11 protein-coding genes are annotated in these 15,280 nt (G+C 66.2%); 2 read left to right on the top strand and 9 right to left on the bottom strand.

What is annotated here, in order from left to right; translation table 11 throughout:
• Positions 1–103: 103 nt before the first annotated feature.
• Together PLZ73_03940 and PLZ73_03935 are read left to right on the top strand one after the other, a co-directional pair.
• Positions 104–793, top strand: a complete 690-nt coding sequence (locus tag PLZ73_03940) for a polysaccharide biosynthesis/export family protein (protein HOO77018.1) — start codon at positions 104–106, stop codon at positions 791–793.
• Positions 794–804: 11 nt separating this feature from the next.
• On the top strand, positions 805–2,856 hold the full coding sequence (locus PLZ73_03935) for a polysaccharide biosynthesis tyrosine autokinase (protein HOO77017.1): 2,052 nt from the start codon (positions 805–807) through the stop codon (positions 2,854–2,856).
• 13 nt (positions 2,857–2,869) lie between these two features.
• Here PLZ73_03935 and PLZ73_03930 read toward each other — a convergent pair whose 3' ends face one another.
• The 9 genes from PLZ73_03930 to PLZ73_03890 all read right to left on the bottom strand — a co-directional run bounded on the left by PLZ73_03930 (position 2,870) and on the right by PLZ73_03890 (position 15,280).
• Positions 2,870–3,904: an NAD-dependent epimerase/dehydratase family protein gene (locus tag PLZ73_03930; protein ID HOO77016.1), complete on the bottom strand. Its 1,035-nt coding sequence runs from the start codon at positions 3,902–3,904 to the stop codon at positions 2,870–2,872.
• Between the two features lie 40 nt (positions 3,905–3,944).
• Positions 3,945–5,171 carry a glycosyltransferase family 4 protein gene (locus tag PLZ73_03925; protein ID HOO77015.1) on the bottom strand — a complete coding sequence of 409 codons (1,227 nt, stop codon included), beginning with the start codon at positions 5,169–5,171 and terminating at the stop codon, positions 3,945–3,947.
• A gap of 75 nt (positions 5,172–5,246) precedes the next feature.
• Positions 5,247–7,412, bottom strand: a complete 2,166-nt coding sequence (locus PLZ73_03920; protein HOO77014.1) for a bi-domain-containing oxidoreductase — start codon at positions 7,410–7,412, stop codon at positions 5,247–5,249.
• Positions 7,409–8,566: a glycosyltransferase family 1 protein gene (locus PLZ73_03915; protein HOO77013.1), complete on the bottom strand. Its 1,158-nt coding sequence runs from the start codon at positions 8,564–8,566 to the stop codon at positions 7,409–7,411. The genes PLZ73_03920 and PLZ73_03915 overlap by 4 nt, the downstream gene beginning before the upstream one ends.
• Positions 8,535–10,049 (bottom strand): hypothetical protein, encoded by a 1,515-nt coding sequence (locus tag PLZ73_03910; GenBank protein HOO77012.1) that lies wholly within the window; start codon positions 10,047–10,049, stop codon positions 8,535–8,537. The genes PLZ73_03915 and PLZ73_03910 overlap by 32 nt, the downstream gene beginning before the upstream one ends.
• On the bottom strand, positions 10,046–11,209 hold the full coding sequence (locus PLZ73_03905; protein ID HOO77011.1) for a glycosyltransferase family 4 protein: 1,164 nt from the start codon (positions 11,207–11,209) through the stop codon (positions 10,046–10,048). Before PLZ73_03905 ends, PLZ73_03910 begins: the two co-directional genes overlap by 4 nt.
• Positions 11,210–11,274: 65 nt before the next feature.
• Complete coding sequence (locus PLZ73_03900; GenBank protein ID HOO77010.1) at positions 11,275–12,843, bottom strand: alkaline phosphatase family protein; 1,569 nt, start codon at positions 12,841–12,843, stop codon at positions 11,275–11,277.
• Positions 12,840–14,090, bottom strand: a complete 1,251-nt coding sequence (locus PLZ73_03895; GenBank protein HOO77009.1) for a hypothetical protein — start codon at positions 14,088–14,090, stop codon at positions 12,840–12,842. The genes PLZ73_03900 and PLZ73_03895 overlap by 4 nt, the downstream gene beginning before the upstream one ends.
• Positions 14,087–15,280, bottom strand: coding sequence for a glycosyltransferase family 4 protein (locus PLZ73_03890; GenBank protein HOO77008.1), 1,194 nt, complete (start codon positions 15,278–15,280; stop codon positions 14,087–14,089). Before PLZ73_03890 ends, PLZ73_03895 begins: the two co-directional genes overlap by 4 nt.

Here is a 15,280-nt window from a genome sequence, read left to right as displayed (position 1 = left end):
CGTTTCCGGGTTACCCCCGCGGGAAGCGTCCCCGCCGAATAGGCTTGCTGGCCGGGTAAGCCTGAATTACCATTTCTTTTCACGGTTCTTTCGGAGAAACCTGATGAAGACGCGCACACGAGAACGGGTTCGTTGCTTGCGGCTCTGGAGGCCGGCGCTGCTGGCCGCCGCCGTTTCCTGGGGTTGCGCCTCTTCTCCCCAATCCCCTCCGCAGGAATCTGCCGAAGGTTCCCCGGAAGCCGTTTCCAGTCCCGTCCCCGCTCCGGAGGGCCCCGCGTTCGACTACCGGGTCCCGGGGGCCGGCGGGTTCGTGATCGGGCCGGGAAACGTTCTCGACATCAACGTTCTCGGGGAGAGCGAACTGTCCCTTCCGGTCCTGGTGACTGAAGCCGGGACCATCTCCTACCCCCTCCTGGGGGAGGTCTCCGTGGCCGGGTTCACCCCCATGAAACTGGAGCGGCGTCTGGAGGAACTGCTGGCCGAAAACTATCTGGTTTCTCCCCGCGTCACCATCTTCATCCGCGAGTACGGAAAGATATCGGTGCTGGGTCAGATCAAGAAACCCGGCTCCTACCAATACCGGGAGCAGCTCACCGTGACCGGGGCCATCGCCCTGGGCGGCGGGTTGACCGACATCGCCGACCCCAACGACACCCAGGTCATCCGCAGCGAGGATGGGGGCAAGAAAGTCATGCGCGTCCGGCTCAAGGATATCCTGGAGGGCGGCGAGGAGGAAGACGACGTGGTCCTGCGCCCCGGCGATATCGTGTTTGTTCCCGAGAGTTACTTTTAACGGGGGGCTCCATGGCATTTTCCGGAGAATGGATCAGTTTCCGCGAGAAAGTCTTCATCATCCTCAAGCGGAAATGGGTGCTGGTCACGTTTCTGGTGGTGGTGATGACGGTGGTGATCATCGCCACCTTCACCGCCACCCCGCTCTACCGCGCCAGCGCCCGGCTGATCATCGAGCCGCGCATGCCCAAGGTGATGCCCTTCGAGGAGTTGTTCACGATCGGCGGCCGCCAGCTCGATTACTACAACACCCAGTACAAGATCCTGACCAGCCCTTCGCTGGCCGAGATGGTGATCGAGGACCTCAAGACCCGCAAGGACCAACTCAAGCTTTCGCGTAAGCAGGTGGAGTCGCTCAACGTCGATCGCCTCCTGGCCATGGTCAAGATCGTCCCCATCTCCCAGAGTTACGCCGTCGACATCCAGGTCATCGGTCCCGACCCCAAGATGACCTCGATTATTGCCAACACCTGGGCCCGCCAGTATATCCGGCATGAAATCGAGGCCAAGATGGCCTCGACCCGCCAGGCGCTCTCCCAGTTGGAGAGCCGGCTGATGGAACAGAGCGAGAAGGTCCAGCAGGCCCAGCGCGAACTCCAGGATTACAAGGAGCGGGAACGGATCGTCTCCCTGGAGAACCGGCAGACGATCATAGAGCGCGACCTCTCCGAACTCAGCTCCCTCTACCTGCAGGCCCGGCAGGAACGCCTGAACAAGGAGCACGAGCTGTCCCAGCTGCTCAAGTACGCTCCCGGCGATCCGGCCCTGGAAGGGTTCCCCGTCATCATGCGCAACCCCATCGTCCAGCGGCTCAAGAGCCAGCTGGTGAGCGTGCAGGGAGTCATCTCCGAGTATTCCCAGCGCTACAAGGAGCAGCATCCCAAGATGCAGCAGGTCCAGGCCGAGAAGGCCTCGCTGGATGCCAAACTGCAGGAGGAGATCACCAAGATCATCGAGGGGATGCGCAAGGAATACGAAATTTCCCTCAACAACGAGGAGAAACTCTCCCAGGAGCTGGAGGGGCTCAAGGAAAAAGCCCTGAGCATCGACCGCAAGAAAATCCGTTACAGCGCCCTGGAAGACCACGTCGCCAGCGCCCGCAAGATCTACGAGGCCCTGCTGGAGCGGGTCAACGAGGCCAGCATGAGCGGGCAGATCGAGGTCAGCAACATCCGGGTCCTGGACGACGCCCGCACTCCTCAGTACCCCTTCAAGCCCCGCAAGGGGTTCAACCTCCTGCTCGGGTTCGTGCTCGGGGCGGTGGGCGGAGTGGGTCTGATCTTCCTGATGGAGAACCTGGACGACACCCTGAAAACGTCGTCGGACATCAAGAACCACCTCAAGCTCCCGTTGCTGGGGGCGATTCCCATCTACGAACAGATCGACGGCCAGGAGTTGGCGGGTCTGCCGGTGCTGGCGCGCCCCATGGGGGTGATCGCCGAGTCTTTCCGCAGCATCCGCACCTCTATCCATTTCGCCTTCATGGACAACTCTCCGCGGGTGATCCTGGTGACCAGTTCCATGCCCCGGGAGGGGAAGACCGACATCGTCGCCCAGCTGGGGGTGGTGCTGGCCCAGGCCGACGAAAAGGTGCTGGTGGTCGATAGCGACCTGCGCAAGCCCAGGTTGAGCAAGCTCTTCCGGAGGAGCGGTTCCGGACCCGGCTTGAGCGAATTCCTCCGCGGGGAAGCGGAGCTGAAGGACATCATCTATACATCCGAAGACGGCTCGCTCGAGGTCATCCCGGGCGGAGACCCCCCCCAGAACCCCGCCGAACTGCTCAACCTTCCCCGCTTCCGGCAGTTCATCGAATTCGCCCGCGGCAACTGGGACCGGGTGATCATGGATTCCCCCCCGCTGGTTTCGGTGACCGACGCCGCCATTCTCAGCCGTTACGCCGACGGCGTGGTCTACGTGGTCAGGTCGGGCGCCATCAGCTGGAAGAAGGCGGTCCACGGCCGCGAGCAGCTCCAGGCCGTTCAGGCCGAGATCCTGGGGGTCGTCCTCAACGCGGTCGACGTCAACCGCAGCGAATACTACCACTACTACCGGTCGTACTACTGACCGAGGCGGCGGTTCAGACCAGGAGGGCGGGCGATACGCCGGGCCCGAAGTCGGCGGACCTGCGGATGGATTCCCAGTTCTCCCGGAACCAGGCGATGGTGGCGTCCAGCCCTTCCTCGAACGAGGTTTGGGGGCGGTAGCCGATCAGACGTTCGGCCTTGTCGATCGAAGCCAGCAGACGGTCCTTATGGTCCCATTTCCTGCGGTCGATCCGCCGCAGGCCGGCCCGGTTCCCGGTCTTGGCGTTGATCGTCTCGGCCAGGTCCCTGACGCTCGTCTCCGTGCCCGACCCCAGGTTGACGGCTTCGCCGACGGCCCCCTCGCAACCGGCGGCCAGGATCATTCCCCGGACGATGTCGCCGACATAGGTGAAATCCCGGGTCTCGTCGCCGGTGCCGGTGACGGGCAGGGGTTCGCCCCGGAGAGCCCAGTAGATGAAGTTGGGGATGACGTTGCGATAGCGCCCGGGCACCTCGCCGGGCCCGAAGGAGTTGAAGAAACGGGTCTTGAACACCTTCAGTCCGTACTGCTTGTGAAAATAGTTGCAGTACAGTTCGCCCAGGGCCTTGGTGATCTGATACGGGGTGCCGAGATCGAGGGTGATCAGGTCCTCGGTCAGGGGGAGGGGGGCGTCGCAGGGGTAGATGGAACAGCCGCTGGAGGCGTAGACGAAACGGTCGACGCCGGTCAGCCGGGAATATTCCAGGACCTTGAGGATGCCCATGCCGTTGACGGCCAGGTCCCGCTCCGGGTAATCGACCGAATTCTGGTTGGCGAAGAAAGCCGCCAGGTGGAAGACGTCGTCGATCCCCCGGTTGAAGACGCGTTTGAGGGCGATGTCGTCGAGGACGCTTCCCTCCACGAAGAGCAGGTTGGGCAAGGAGGGAACGTTCCAGACCGCCGAGGAGGAGAGGTCGTCGAGGACCACGATCGTCCCGGCCCCGGCCGCGGCCAGGGCCCGGCAGAGGTTGCTCCCGATGGCCCCGGCGCCGCCCGTGACCAGGACGGTTCTGCCTTCGAAACCGCCGGTGGCTAGCGCGTCGCTCATGTCCACGATTCCAGCAGAGGACGGGGTTCGGGTCAAGGGGTTATTGCGGGCGCCGGAGGCTCCGGGCCAGTTCGAAATAGGCGTCGAGACAGGCTCGGGGGGAGAAGGACCGGCGGACGCACTCCCGGCCCGCCGCTCCCATCTCCCGGGCCAGTTCCGGGTCCCGGCGCAGGCGCGAGATCCGCTCGGCCAGGTCCTCTCCGGTTTCGACCCCCCGGGCGAAACCGCAACCCGCGTCTTCGATGATGGCGACGGCTTCGCTCTCCCGGTTGAGGGAACCGACCACCGGCTTGCCCGCCGCCATGTAACCCAGGATTTTGGAGGGGACTACCGGGGTCTTCATCGATTTCTCCAGGGTGACCAGGCCGCAGTCGGCCGCGGCCAGCAGCGCGGGATACTCTTCGCCCTGAATGAAGGGGTGGACGATGACGTTGGGCAGCAGGGCGGCTTCCCGCCGCACCCAAGCTCCCCGGGGCCCGTCTCCGACCAGGAGGAACAGGACGTCCGGGTCCCCCTTGAGTGCCTTGGCGGCATCGATGACGACCTGGAAGTCCTGGGCGTAACCCATTACCCCGGCGAAGAGGGCGACGAACTTCCCCTCGATGATGGTGGGATCGGCGAGTGGGACGGGCCGTCCGCGGGCGCGCTCGTACTTTTCGGCGTCGACCCAGTTGGGGATGACCGAGAGTTTCGCCGGGTCGGCGCCGCTGGCGATCAGGACGTTCCGGTTCGCGTTCGAATGCACGGTGACGGCGTCGGCGTGCCGGTAGACGAAGCGTTCGATCGCGCGGAAGGCGGCGATGATCCTGGGGTTGCGCAGGGCCCCCAGATCGACGGCGTTCTGGGGGAAGATGTCCTGGACGTTGAAGATGAAAGGCGTCCCCCGGCTGACCTTGACGGCCCAGGCCGCCAGCCCAAGGGTCAGGGGCGGCGAATAGACCACGGTCGCGTCCGGGCGTCTGATGGCGGGGGTGGGGAGGGAGAAGATGGCGGGGAGAAAAACCTGGCCGAGGCCGCGCCGCAGGTGCCCGACGTTGTGGATGGGGAGGGTGTGGGTCCGGATGACCTCGATCCCGTCGGCGGTTTCGCGGTAGAACAGCCGCTTGCGTCCGGCCAGTGGCCACTGGGCCAGGTTGTAGCGCGGGGAAGAGGTGAGGACGCAGACTTCGCACCCCCGGTCCCGGAACCCTTCCGCCATCTCGGCCATGAGCAGGCTGGCCGAGCGGATTTCCGGGGGGTAGGAGTCGGTTATGAGCAATACGCGCATTAAAAATTACCATACTCCCCCCGACGGAGAACGGCCAGGGAAGAGATATCCGAGGACGGCCAGGAAAACCGGAATTTACGCGCGCTCAACGAGCCGGGGGAGGCCGGTGCGCAGGCTTTCCACGATCCCGAACGTGGCCAGGGAGGTGGCCCGGTAATCGGAAAAGGGGACCGGGAAAGATCCGTTCCTGACCGCCCGAAAGAAAGCGGAGAACTCCTCCCGGTGGCCGCGGTCGGCGGCGGGGCGGGCGAGGCGCCGCGCTTTTCCCTCGCTCACGAACCGGGAGGATCTGAAATTCTCGATTTCGGCGGCGCAGCCGCCGCCGAATATCTCCACCCGTTCCCGGGGATAGGACCGGGAGCCGGCGGCGGTGTAGAGGATGGAGGCGATCGAACCGCCGGAGAGGGACAGGGTGGCGATCAGGTTGTCCTCGTTGAGAAACCCGACGCCGGCCATTCCCGCCGCCCGGGCTTCGACACGCTCGGTCAGGCCCCCGCCCAGGAACTGGACCAGGTCGACGAAATGGCCGACCTCGCCGATCACGCGCCCCGCCCCCTCTTCGGGGTCCTGGACCCAGCTTTCGGCCGGGACGAAACCGGCGTTGCAGCGGCAAGCGATCACCCAGGGCCCGCCCCTCTCGGCCAGGAAATTCCTGACCCAAACGCTGTGGGGCGAGAACCGGCGGTTATAACCGACCATCAGGGGCAGGGCCTCCTTCTCCGCCGCTTTCTCGATCGCGGCCAGTTCCTCCTCGTTCACGCAGAGCGGCTTTTCCACGAAGACGGCCTTCCCCGCCGCCAGGGCTTCCAGGACCATGGGAGCGTGAAGGTTGTGGCGGGTGGCGACGAGGACGCAGTCGATCTCCCCGTCTTCCAGGAGCCGGCGGTAATCGGTGGTGCAGTAGGAAAATCCGAATTTTTCCCCGCAGTGCACCCCCCCGGCGCCCCCCGCGGAAGCCAGCCCCCGGAGTTCGATCCCCTTTTCGCCTTTGATCGCCGGCAGCAGCGTTCCCTTGGCGAAGAGCCCCGCGCCGATCAGGCCCACACCCAGGCGCCCGTCGCGGTGCTTCCGCCGGAGGGCCGCCGTCCGCAGGGTCGTGGTCCGGGCCGGGGGCTCTTTCCCGGGCGCACAGGTCAGGATAACCGCGAGATAGGGCTCGCTCCGTTTTCCCCCGATAAGGTCGTAGGCTTCCAGGGCCCGGTCGATGGGGAAACGGTGGGTGACCAGGGGACCGACCTCGACCCGGCCGTCGGCGGCCAGGCGCAGAAACTCCTCCAGGTTCCTTCGCGCCGTCCAGCGCACGTAGCCGGCGGGATAGTCCCGGCCGCGCTCCTCGTATTCGGGGTCGTAGATCCCGGGTCCGGCGGAACGGGGCACGACCAGGCTGAGCTCCTTCTCGTAAAAAAGATCCCGGGGGACCTCCAGCCCGACCAGGCCCGGAACCGCCACCGTGCCCTGTTTCCGGCAGACCCGTGCGGCCAGTTCGAGGGGGGCGCTCCCGCCGCCCGCCGCCCAGACCGCAACTCCGTCCGCTCCCCGCCCCGCTGTCCCGGACCGGACGGCTGCTTCGAAATCCCCGGCCCCGGCGAAAGCCTCGATCCCCAGGCTCCGGGCCAGTTCGATCCGGGAGGGATCGGGGTCGAACCCCTCGACCCGGCAGCCGGCCGCCGCCAGGATCTGGGCGGAGATCAGACCCAGCATTCCCAGCCCGACGACGGCAGCGCTCTCCCCCAGCGTGGTTTTCAGGAGCCGGGAGCCGTGGAGGGCGATCGCTCCCAGCCCGACGAACGCGGCTTCGTCGAAATCGAGCCGGTCGGGAATCGGAACCGTCAAATTGGCGGGAACGCAGACCGTTTCGGCGTGGGAGGCGAAGCCGGCTCCGAAACAGGCGACCCGGTCCCCCGGGCGGAACCCCCGGACCCCGGCGCCGATTTCCAGGACGGTGCCGGCCAGGCTGTAACCCAGGGCGACCGGGGTGTCGAGGCGGGCCAACGATTGCCGGTAGGCTTCGGCCAGCCCTTCGGTCCGGGCCTTGTCGATAACCTTGCGGACCAGGTCGGGCCGGCTCCGGGCCTTTCCCGCCAGGGACTTGCGGGCCAGGGCCAGGCCGGATTTCTCGGTCCCGGCGCTGATCAGGGAAGAGCGGGTTTCGACCAGGATCCTTCCCGCCCGGCAGAGCGGGGCCGGGACCTCTTCCACCTTCAGTTCCCCCGTTTTATAGATTTGGACGATCTGTTTCATGGTTCTTGCCGTCTTCGGGCGGTTTCCCGAAAGATCGCCAGCGTTTCCCGGGCGCTGCGTTCCCAGGTGAATTGTAGCACCCGCTCCCGGCCCCGGGCGATCAATTCGCGCCGCCGTTCCCCGTCGTCGAGCAGTTCCCGGATGCACCCGGCGATTTCGCCGGCGCGGTCGGGGGAGAAATACAGCGCTGCCGGGCCCAGGATCTCGCGCATGACCGGGATGTCGGCGGCGGCCACCGGAACGCCGGCGGCCATGGCCTCCAGGGAGGGATGCCCGAACGTCTCCAGGCGGGAGGGGAAGACGAAGGCTTCGGCCCGGGCATAGAGGGCGGGGATGGAGGGGTAGGGGATGTTCCCGGGGAGAACGATCTTTTCCCGAAGCCCGTGGCGCTCGATGAAGGAGAGCATTTGCCGGTAGTAGGGTTCGTCGGCGTTGCCCCCGGCGATGACCAGGGGAGGCGGCGGTGGGCGGTTCTCCCGCAGCAGGGAAAGGTAGGCTTCCAGCAGACGCAGAAAATTCTTGTAGTGGTAGATGGTGGATATGGAGAGGAGACAGCGCTCGGGAATCTCCGGGGGGAGCGCCGCCGCGGCGGGTTCGGCGAAGAGCCGGGCGTCGATCCCGTGGTGCACGACCGCGCAGCGGTCGAGGGGCAACCCCAGGCGCTCGGCGATCGCGTCGCGCGAGGACGCGGAGACGAAGATGATCTTGTCGGCTTTTCGCCCCGCCCGCCGGGCCATGAACTTGAGCAGGCCGATTCGGAACCGGTTGGGCAGCGACCATTCCCGATCGCGTCCGCCGTACAGATTGGGGTTGCGCATGGCCAGAACCACCGGAGTCCGGGAGCGCAGAGGCGTGAGGTCGGCCGGCGAGTAGAGCAGGTCGACGTTTTCCCGGCGCAGGCGGGAGGGGAGGAGGCACTGTTCGTAGCCCCCGCGGAGGATATTGGAACCCAAGGGGATGCCGACGACGATCGTTTCGAAATTATCGGGCAGCGCCGGGATGAAGCGGGCGTTGCGGGGGGTGACCAGGATCAGGTAACGGTTCTCCCGGTCGATCTTTCCCAGCGCCGGCAGGAGGTTGACCATGTAGGTGATGCCGCCTCCGCTGGAGAGGGAGAGACAGTTAATCGCCGCTCTTATCCTTTCGGTAGGCATAGACTTCGAAAATGTAGCGTATAACGGCGTTTGCGACCATGAGAATCGCCACCCAGCGCAGCCACCGGATCGGGTAGCGGACCAGGGTATCTTCGAATCGCATGAGCATGGAGAGGGCTCCGACGTAGATGACGATCCCGTCGCGCCGCAGGGTGATCGCCTTCAGGCCCAGGACGAAGAGGAGGGTAAGAAAAGAGAAACCGAACAGAATGCCGAGGACTCCCCAGTCGGCGTAGGCGGCCGAGAGGGGGGTGCCCAGGGGGTCGATGGCGGCGAGTCCGTAGTGGGTGTAGACCAGGGTTCCGATTCCGACCGAGGGTTTGTTCGGCCAGAGCAGACGGGGAACGGCCATGGCCGCCGAGGCCAGGTTGACTTCCCCTTCCATGAAGGGGATGTTCCGGCTCAGGTGCGCCCCCATGATGGCGGCGGGCCAGTCCAGCCCCGCCATCCGTTCCCGGGCGTTATGCTGAAGCAGTCCTTCCAGGGGCTGGAGCTTGAGAAAGTCGGGGGAGGAGACGATTCTCTGCGCCCGGGAGAAGATGTCTTTCTCTTCCTGGGTGTAGCGCCCCAGGGAGTAGTCGGCCCTGGTCACCGTGACCTTGGCCATGCTGATCAACACGAAAGCCGCGGCCATGAGGGCGAAGGCCCCGATCAGCTTCCGGGGGGTGAAGCGGCCGACCCGGACGAACAGATAGGCCATGAGGGTGGAGACCATGGAATAAAGAAAGAGACGGCGGTTCTGGTAGGCGAGGTAAATCGGGAGAAGGGAAACGAGCATGCCCGTTACCAGAACTCTGCCGATTTTGGCCTGTTGCCGCCAGAGCAGCAGGCTCCCCAGGCCCCAGGCCACGCCGAGCAGGGCGGGCCCGGCGGTGGAGTAGGTGGTGTCGATGGTCTGGGCCACTCCCACGAACCGGAAGGTCATCATCAGGTACGTCCGGGACATGTACAGGAAAATAGCCGTGCAGACCACGAACCAGACCAGGGCCGTGGGGGCGATGCTGGCCTGAATCCGGGGCGAGTAGAATCCGGCCACGCACTCCTCCAGGGAGCGGTTGAGCTTGAGCCACCGGCAGAGGAAGCGGTAGCAGAAATCGAAAACGACCGCCCCCAGGATGGCGATCATGAGCGTGGGCAGGTAATAGTCCTGGGAGCCGTAGGTGATGACGATCTGTTCGGGGAAAGCCAGGGGCAGCAGGTTCCCCGGACCGAAGTAGATGAAGAAATGCAGGAGGATGATGGCGTGGGGGGAGAAGTAGTTGAAGAGGCCCGGATGCACGGGGCTGGTCCACCAGCGGAAACAGACGATCCCGAGGATGGTGAGGCAGAGAGAGAAACCGAACGAGGTGATGACGTCCTGGTTCCCCTGGAGAAAGAGGAAGGAGCAGAACCCCAGGCCGACGGAGCACCAGGCCGCGATCCGGCTGCGCACGTTCAGGGCCGGAACGAAGGGAACGTATTCCCTGGCGCCGTGTTCGCTCATCGGCGCTCCTCCAGGATCCTCCGGTAGGCGCCGTGAACATGTTTCCCGTACTCGTCCCAGCCGAACCTCCGCGCCGCCGCCGCCGCCGCCGCGCTCATCGCCCGGACCTTGTCCCGGTCGCGGTAGAGGCTCAGCAGGCTCTCCCCCAGAGCGTCGGCGTCCCCGGCGGGGAAGACCAGGCCCTCGCGGCCGTCCGCGATCAGATCGCCTCCGCCCGAGTTGGGGGTGCAGAGCAGGGGCAGACCCGAGGCCAGGGCCTGCACCTGGACCATGGCCATGCCCTCCTCGATGGAGGGCATGACGAAGACCGTGGCCCGGCGGTAGAGCCGGGCCAGTTCCTCCGGGGAAAGCTTCCCCAGCCAGGTGACCCGTCGGCGGTATCGGCGCAGGAGGGGAGCCGCTTCCCGGTCGACGTCCCCGGCCAGGAGCAGCTCGGATCCGTCGAGGTCCAGATCGGTAAAGGCCTTGAGCAGGTAATAAACGCCTTTGCGCAGGCAGATGCGCCCGGCGAAGACGACCCGGAAGATCCCGTCGGCCGGTCCGTCCCCGGGCCGGAACCGTTCCAGGTCGGTTCCGTAAGGGATTCGGATGAGCTTGGAGGGAGGAACTCCGTGTTCTCGGAAGCTGGCTTCGACGAACGTGCTGGGGATGGCGATGTAATCCGCTCGAGCGTACTCCTCCAGCTCTTTCTCGATGATGCGGGGATGGGGCCCGATCGGCCGCAGGCCGCGGGCGCGGTACTCTCGTTCCAACAGCTCGGCCTGGGTCAGAATATGGGAGCTTCCCCGTTCGAGCACCGTGACCGTGCCCTGCCGGCGGGCTTTTTCGAACGTCCGCTTCGAAAACCCCGACCAGCCGGTGACGATATCGCACTCTTCCAGGGCTTTTCGAGCGCTGCGGTCGAAGAGGTCGCTGACCAGGAAATGGGGGCGGAACCGCTCCCGCAGCGGTCCCGGCAGCCGCCGCCATCCCCGGAAGACGATCTCCTTGGCCGGGGCGGAAACGATCTTATCCCGGGGAACCCCGGCCCGGACGGCGATCCCCCGGGGGTAGGAGGTAATCAGCCTTTTCAGACAGCCGCGGCGGTGCAGCTGCCGGGCCAGTTCGAAGGCGTGAAACCGCCCTCCCACGCTGACGACGACCTGGAATGTCGGGTCCAAGCTTGTTCTCCTTTGCCGTATTGTACCCCACCCTCCGGCCCGCGGCCACGCCGGCCCCGGCCGGGTCAATCGAGGTAGCCGAGCGCGGCCAGGCGTTTTTGAAGATCCTCGCGGTCCTCGGGGGAATACGTCCCGGTGCGGGCCGGGGTGTATTCGTAAGCCCGTCGCCGCGGGCTTCGCCGGGCGGCGTCCGCCTCCGGCCGGAAAATTTCCTCCAGCACCCGCCCGTCGGTCGCTTCGGGCAGCTCCAGGCCGAGCAGGTGGTAGACGGTGGGGGCGACATCTTCCAGGGAGGATCGCGTCCGCCAGTCCCGGCGTATGGAGGGGCCGGCCGCGATCAGAATCCCCCGGCTGCGGTGGGTCGCGGCGGCCCGTCCCCCCGGCGGGATCTCCGAAAAAATCCGGCCGGAGGGGTTTTCGGTCCCGATCCACTCGGGGGCGAACTCCAGGAAAATATCCGGGAATGCGTCCCGGAAAGGACCGGCAAACTCGTCTTCCCGGGCGACCACGCGGGCGAAGACCGGGCCGCCCGGCGCGGTTCGGTTGAATTCCCCGAGCTTCTCTTCCAGGAGCCGTTTCGTGGCCTCTCTTTCTCCGCGGTCGATGCGGATATATCCGGTATGGTTCATAAAAAGGGCGAAGTGCGCCCGGGTCGCCTCCCAGTCGAACGCGTTCCGCGTGGGCCGTCCGGCCCGGGCGACTTTTTCCCGGACGCGGACGGGAAGCACCCGCCGGGCCAGGCCGGCCAGGGGCAGCTTCCTCAGGCGGGAGGCGGCGAGCAGGCGGTGAGTTCCGCCCCCGCGCGGGGTCAGGAAGCCTTCCCGGGCCAACCAGGCGTTTACGGCCGCGGCCCGTGAGGGGATCTTTCCGAACCCGTGGTCGGAAATGATCAGGATATCGGCGTCTTCGAATTTCCGACTCAAGCGGGCAAGCTTCTCGTCCACGTGCCGGTAATACTCGAGAATGCGCTCTTCTCCCTGCGCGGAACCGGGTTCGCCCGGCCCGCGGCAGAAATAATGCTGCACCCAATCCGTTCCCGAGACCACGAAGACGAACACGTCCCAGGGCCGGCCCGCCAGGAGCGCGTCCGCGGCCTCGAACTGGGTGTCGGTGAGATCGTAGAGATGGCGGAGAAAATAATCGGGCTCGCTCCGGTGCTGGGCGAAACCCAGTGAAGTCCGGTAATTTTTCGGCAGTTCGCCGCGGAGCGCGTCGGGCCAGGTGAAGGTCTCCGCCCCCGAGGGGGTCATGAATCCGCTGACCAGGCAGCCGTCGACCCGGGGAGGAGGATAGGTGAGGGGGACGTTGAGGACGATCGATTTTCTGCCGGCGGCTCCGGCGACATCCCAGATGCGGGGAACGGCCACCGAGCCGGAATCGACCTCGATGGGTTCGCGGGCGAAGTCGCGGCCGGGGAAACAGTTGACCCCGGTCCGGCCCGGGTTCATCCCCGACATGGCCGTGCTCCAGGCGGTCAGGGTGAAGGGAGGAAGGGTGCTGGCCAGGGGACCGACGCCGCCGCGCGAGATCAGTTCGTCGAGGAAAGGAAGCCGCGGTCGCCAGGCGGACACCTTTTCGAAATCGGCCCCGTCCAGGCCGATGAGCACGACTCTGCGCGCCGTCTCCGCCTTCACCGGCCAAACTCCAGGTCGAGGCGGTAGACCCGGCGCTCCCCCTCGTGGACGGAATCGAAGCAGATCCCGGTCCCGGCCCTGTTCCACCGCGGATGCAGGTCGCACCGGCTTCCGCCCGTATCCCAGCCGGGGCCGAGCCGAAAACGGGGAGAGGGGAGGGAGGAGAACGTCCCCAGCCGCGAAAGCTCCCGTTCGTCAAGGTCGTACAGCAGCAGCCGCCGCCGATGGTCGGGGTCGGGATAGGTATCGGTCAGCATCCAGCGGCCGTCCGGGGAAAAGCTGCAGTGACCGTCTCCGGGAAAGAGCCCTTCGCCGACCGGGCCGACCGGGCCTCCGGGGTCGGAGAGAAGGATATAGGCGTCGCGCCCGGCCCCCCGGCGCCCGGCCGCGAGCCGCCGGTAGAGCGGCAGGAGCAGGCCCGCTCCCCGGCTCAGGAAACGGTTGCGTTTGACCGCCGTCGTCGCCCCGGGAAGCCTTCCCCAGGCGGCCAGTTCCCGGTCGTTGCGCCATCCGCAGTGGGTGACGTTGCCGCTGTCGAGCAGGCAGGCCAGATTGCCGCCGTCCATGTCGGCGGCGAAAAGTCGGGAATAGACTCCTCCTCCGGGCAGGCTCCAGCGGTGGAGAAAACAGAACCGTTTCCCGCCCGGGGCGATGAGGATATGATTGACCCAGTCCTCCCTTCCCCGTGCCGATCCCGCCCCCCCCCAGGAACGCAAACGGTCGAGGGGAACGATGCACCGACGGGCGCCGGTGCGGATGTCGATGCTGAAAATGCCGTCTTCTTCCCCCGCGTCGAACGTACCCGGGTATCCGTACGACGGGCGCAGCCGCTTCAGGGCTTGAAAATTCAGGGAGAGGGCCCGGGATCCGTCGGGCGCGACGGTGAAGACCGGCAACGGCAGCGAACGCCGCTCGCCGGTGGCGGGGTCGAGGATCTCGGCGCGCTGTCCGGTTCCGTCGAGGGTATTGAAGACGATCTCTTCCCCTCGGGAGGCGGGGAGCCACTGCAACCGGGCCCCCAACTGCCAGTTCCAGGCCCGGGTACGGGCCACGCGCCGCGGCGCGTGCCCTTGTTCGAGAATCAGCACCTCGGCCTCGTCGCCGGCTTCCGGGAGCCGATCGAGGAAATCCGTTCTCAGCGCCAGCGTCTTGCTTTCATCCCGGTTCCAGGGGCAGAGGTCGTAATAGCCGAAGAAATACTGGCCGTCTCCCGGCGTCAGGCAGGAGAGCTTTCCGGTTGTCTTCACCGTCGTCCCTCCCGCGCCCGGGCCACGGCCGCCGCGGTTCCGGCCGCCTCGTTCTCGTACGACCAGTCGGCGACGATACCGGCCGATTCCGCGCCCATCCGCCGCCTCCGGTCCGGATCTTCGGCCAGTGTTTCCAGGAGTTCCCGGAGCCGTCCCACGTCGCCCGCGGGGAAGACGAAACCGTTGGCTTCCGGGCGCACCAGATCCCGGGCCGTTCCCACTCCGTCAGAGAGCAGGAGGGGAAGGGAAAAGTTCATGGCTTCGTTGACCGCCTTGGGGGAGGGGTCCCATTCCGAGGGCAGGACGAAGATATCGGCCTCGCGGTAATAACGGCCGATCCCGGACTGGTTGACGAACCCGGTGACGACGACGGGCCCGGGGGAGTCCTCTGCGCCGGTCTCGATTTCCGCCCTCAGTTGGCCGTCGCCCAGGAATACCAGGGCCGCCGGGCTCCGGAACCGGGCCCGGTTGAAGGCCGCCAGAAGATCGAGCGGACGCTTGCGGGGGATGAGCTTGCCCGAAAAAAGAACGATAACGGTTCCGGGATCGAGACCGAGCTCCCGGCGCAACGGCGGTTCCTCGGGGGGGGCGGCCGCCTGGCGCCGGAAAAATTCGTTGTCGACCGCGCAGGGGAAAAAGAAAAGGCGGTCCGGGGGGATGCCGAGGGAGGCCAGGTAGTCCCGGTTGGCGGAGCAGGAATAAAGCCCGGCCGCCGCGGTCGCGGTCAGGAACCGCAACGGCGCCCGCCGCAGGGATTTTCTCCAGGCCCCGCGGGCGCGCCGGAGGTCGCCCTCCCCCTTGAGAATCAGGGGGATGCCCGCGGCCCGGCAGGCCGCCGCCGCCATCCAGTTGGTGGCGGTCATCCAGCCGTGGAGGATGACCAGGTCGGGACGCTCCGCCAGGAGCCAGCGGATCAGGCCCGGGTTGAACTGACCCGCCAGGCCCGATCCCGGTCGGGGGCTGAAGTTGGAGAAAAAAATGTGGCGGTATCCTTCCAGAAGAGGGAGGTCCCAGGAGATCCGGGTCCCGAAGCCGGGGTCGAGGGAGGTTTTCCCGATTCCGAAATCGCGGCAGTAGCAGACGGTGAGATCGATCCCGGGTTCCCGGGACAACACCCGAAAAAAGGGGGAGTGGTACTGGGTGGGGTGGGAGGTGATGAACGCCACATTGACCGGGGCCGGATTCGCCAT

The sequence above is a fragment of the bacterium genome (genome assembly GCA_035380285.1).
Taxonomy (GTDB): domain Bacteria; phylum Auribacterota; class Erginobacteria; order Erginobacterales; family DAOSXE01; genus DAOSXE01.
The sequence above is the reverse complement of the archived record's forward strand: the minus strand, read 5'-3'. Positions and strand labels throughout refer to the sequence as shown.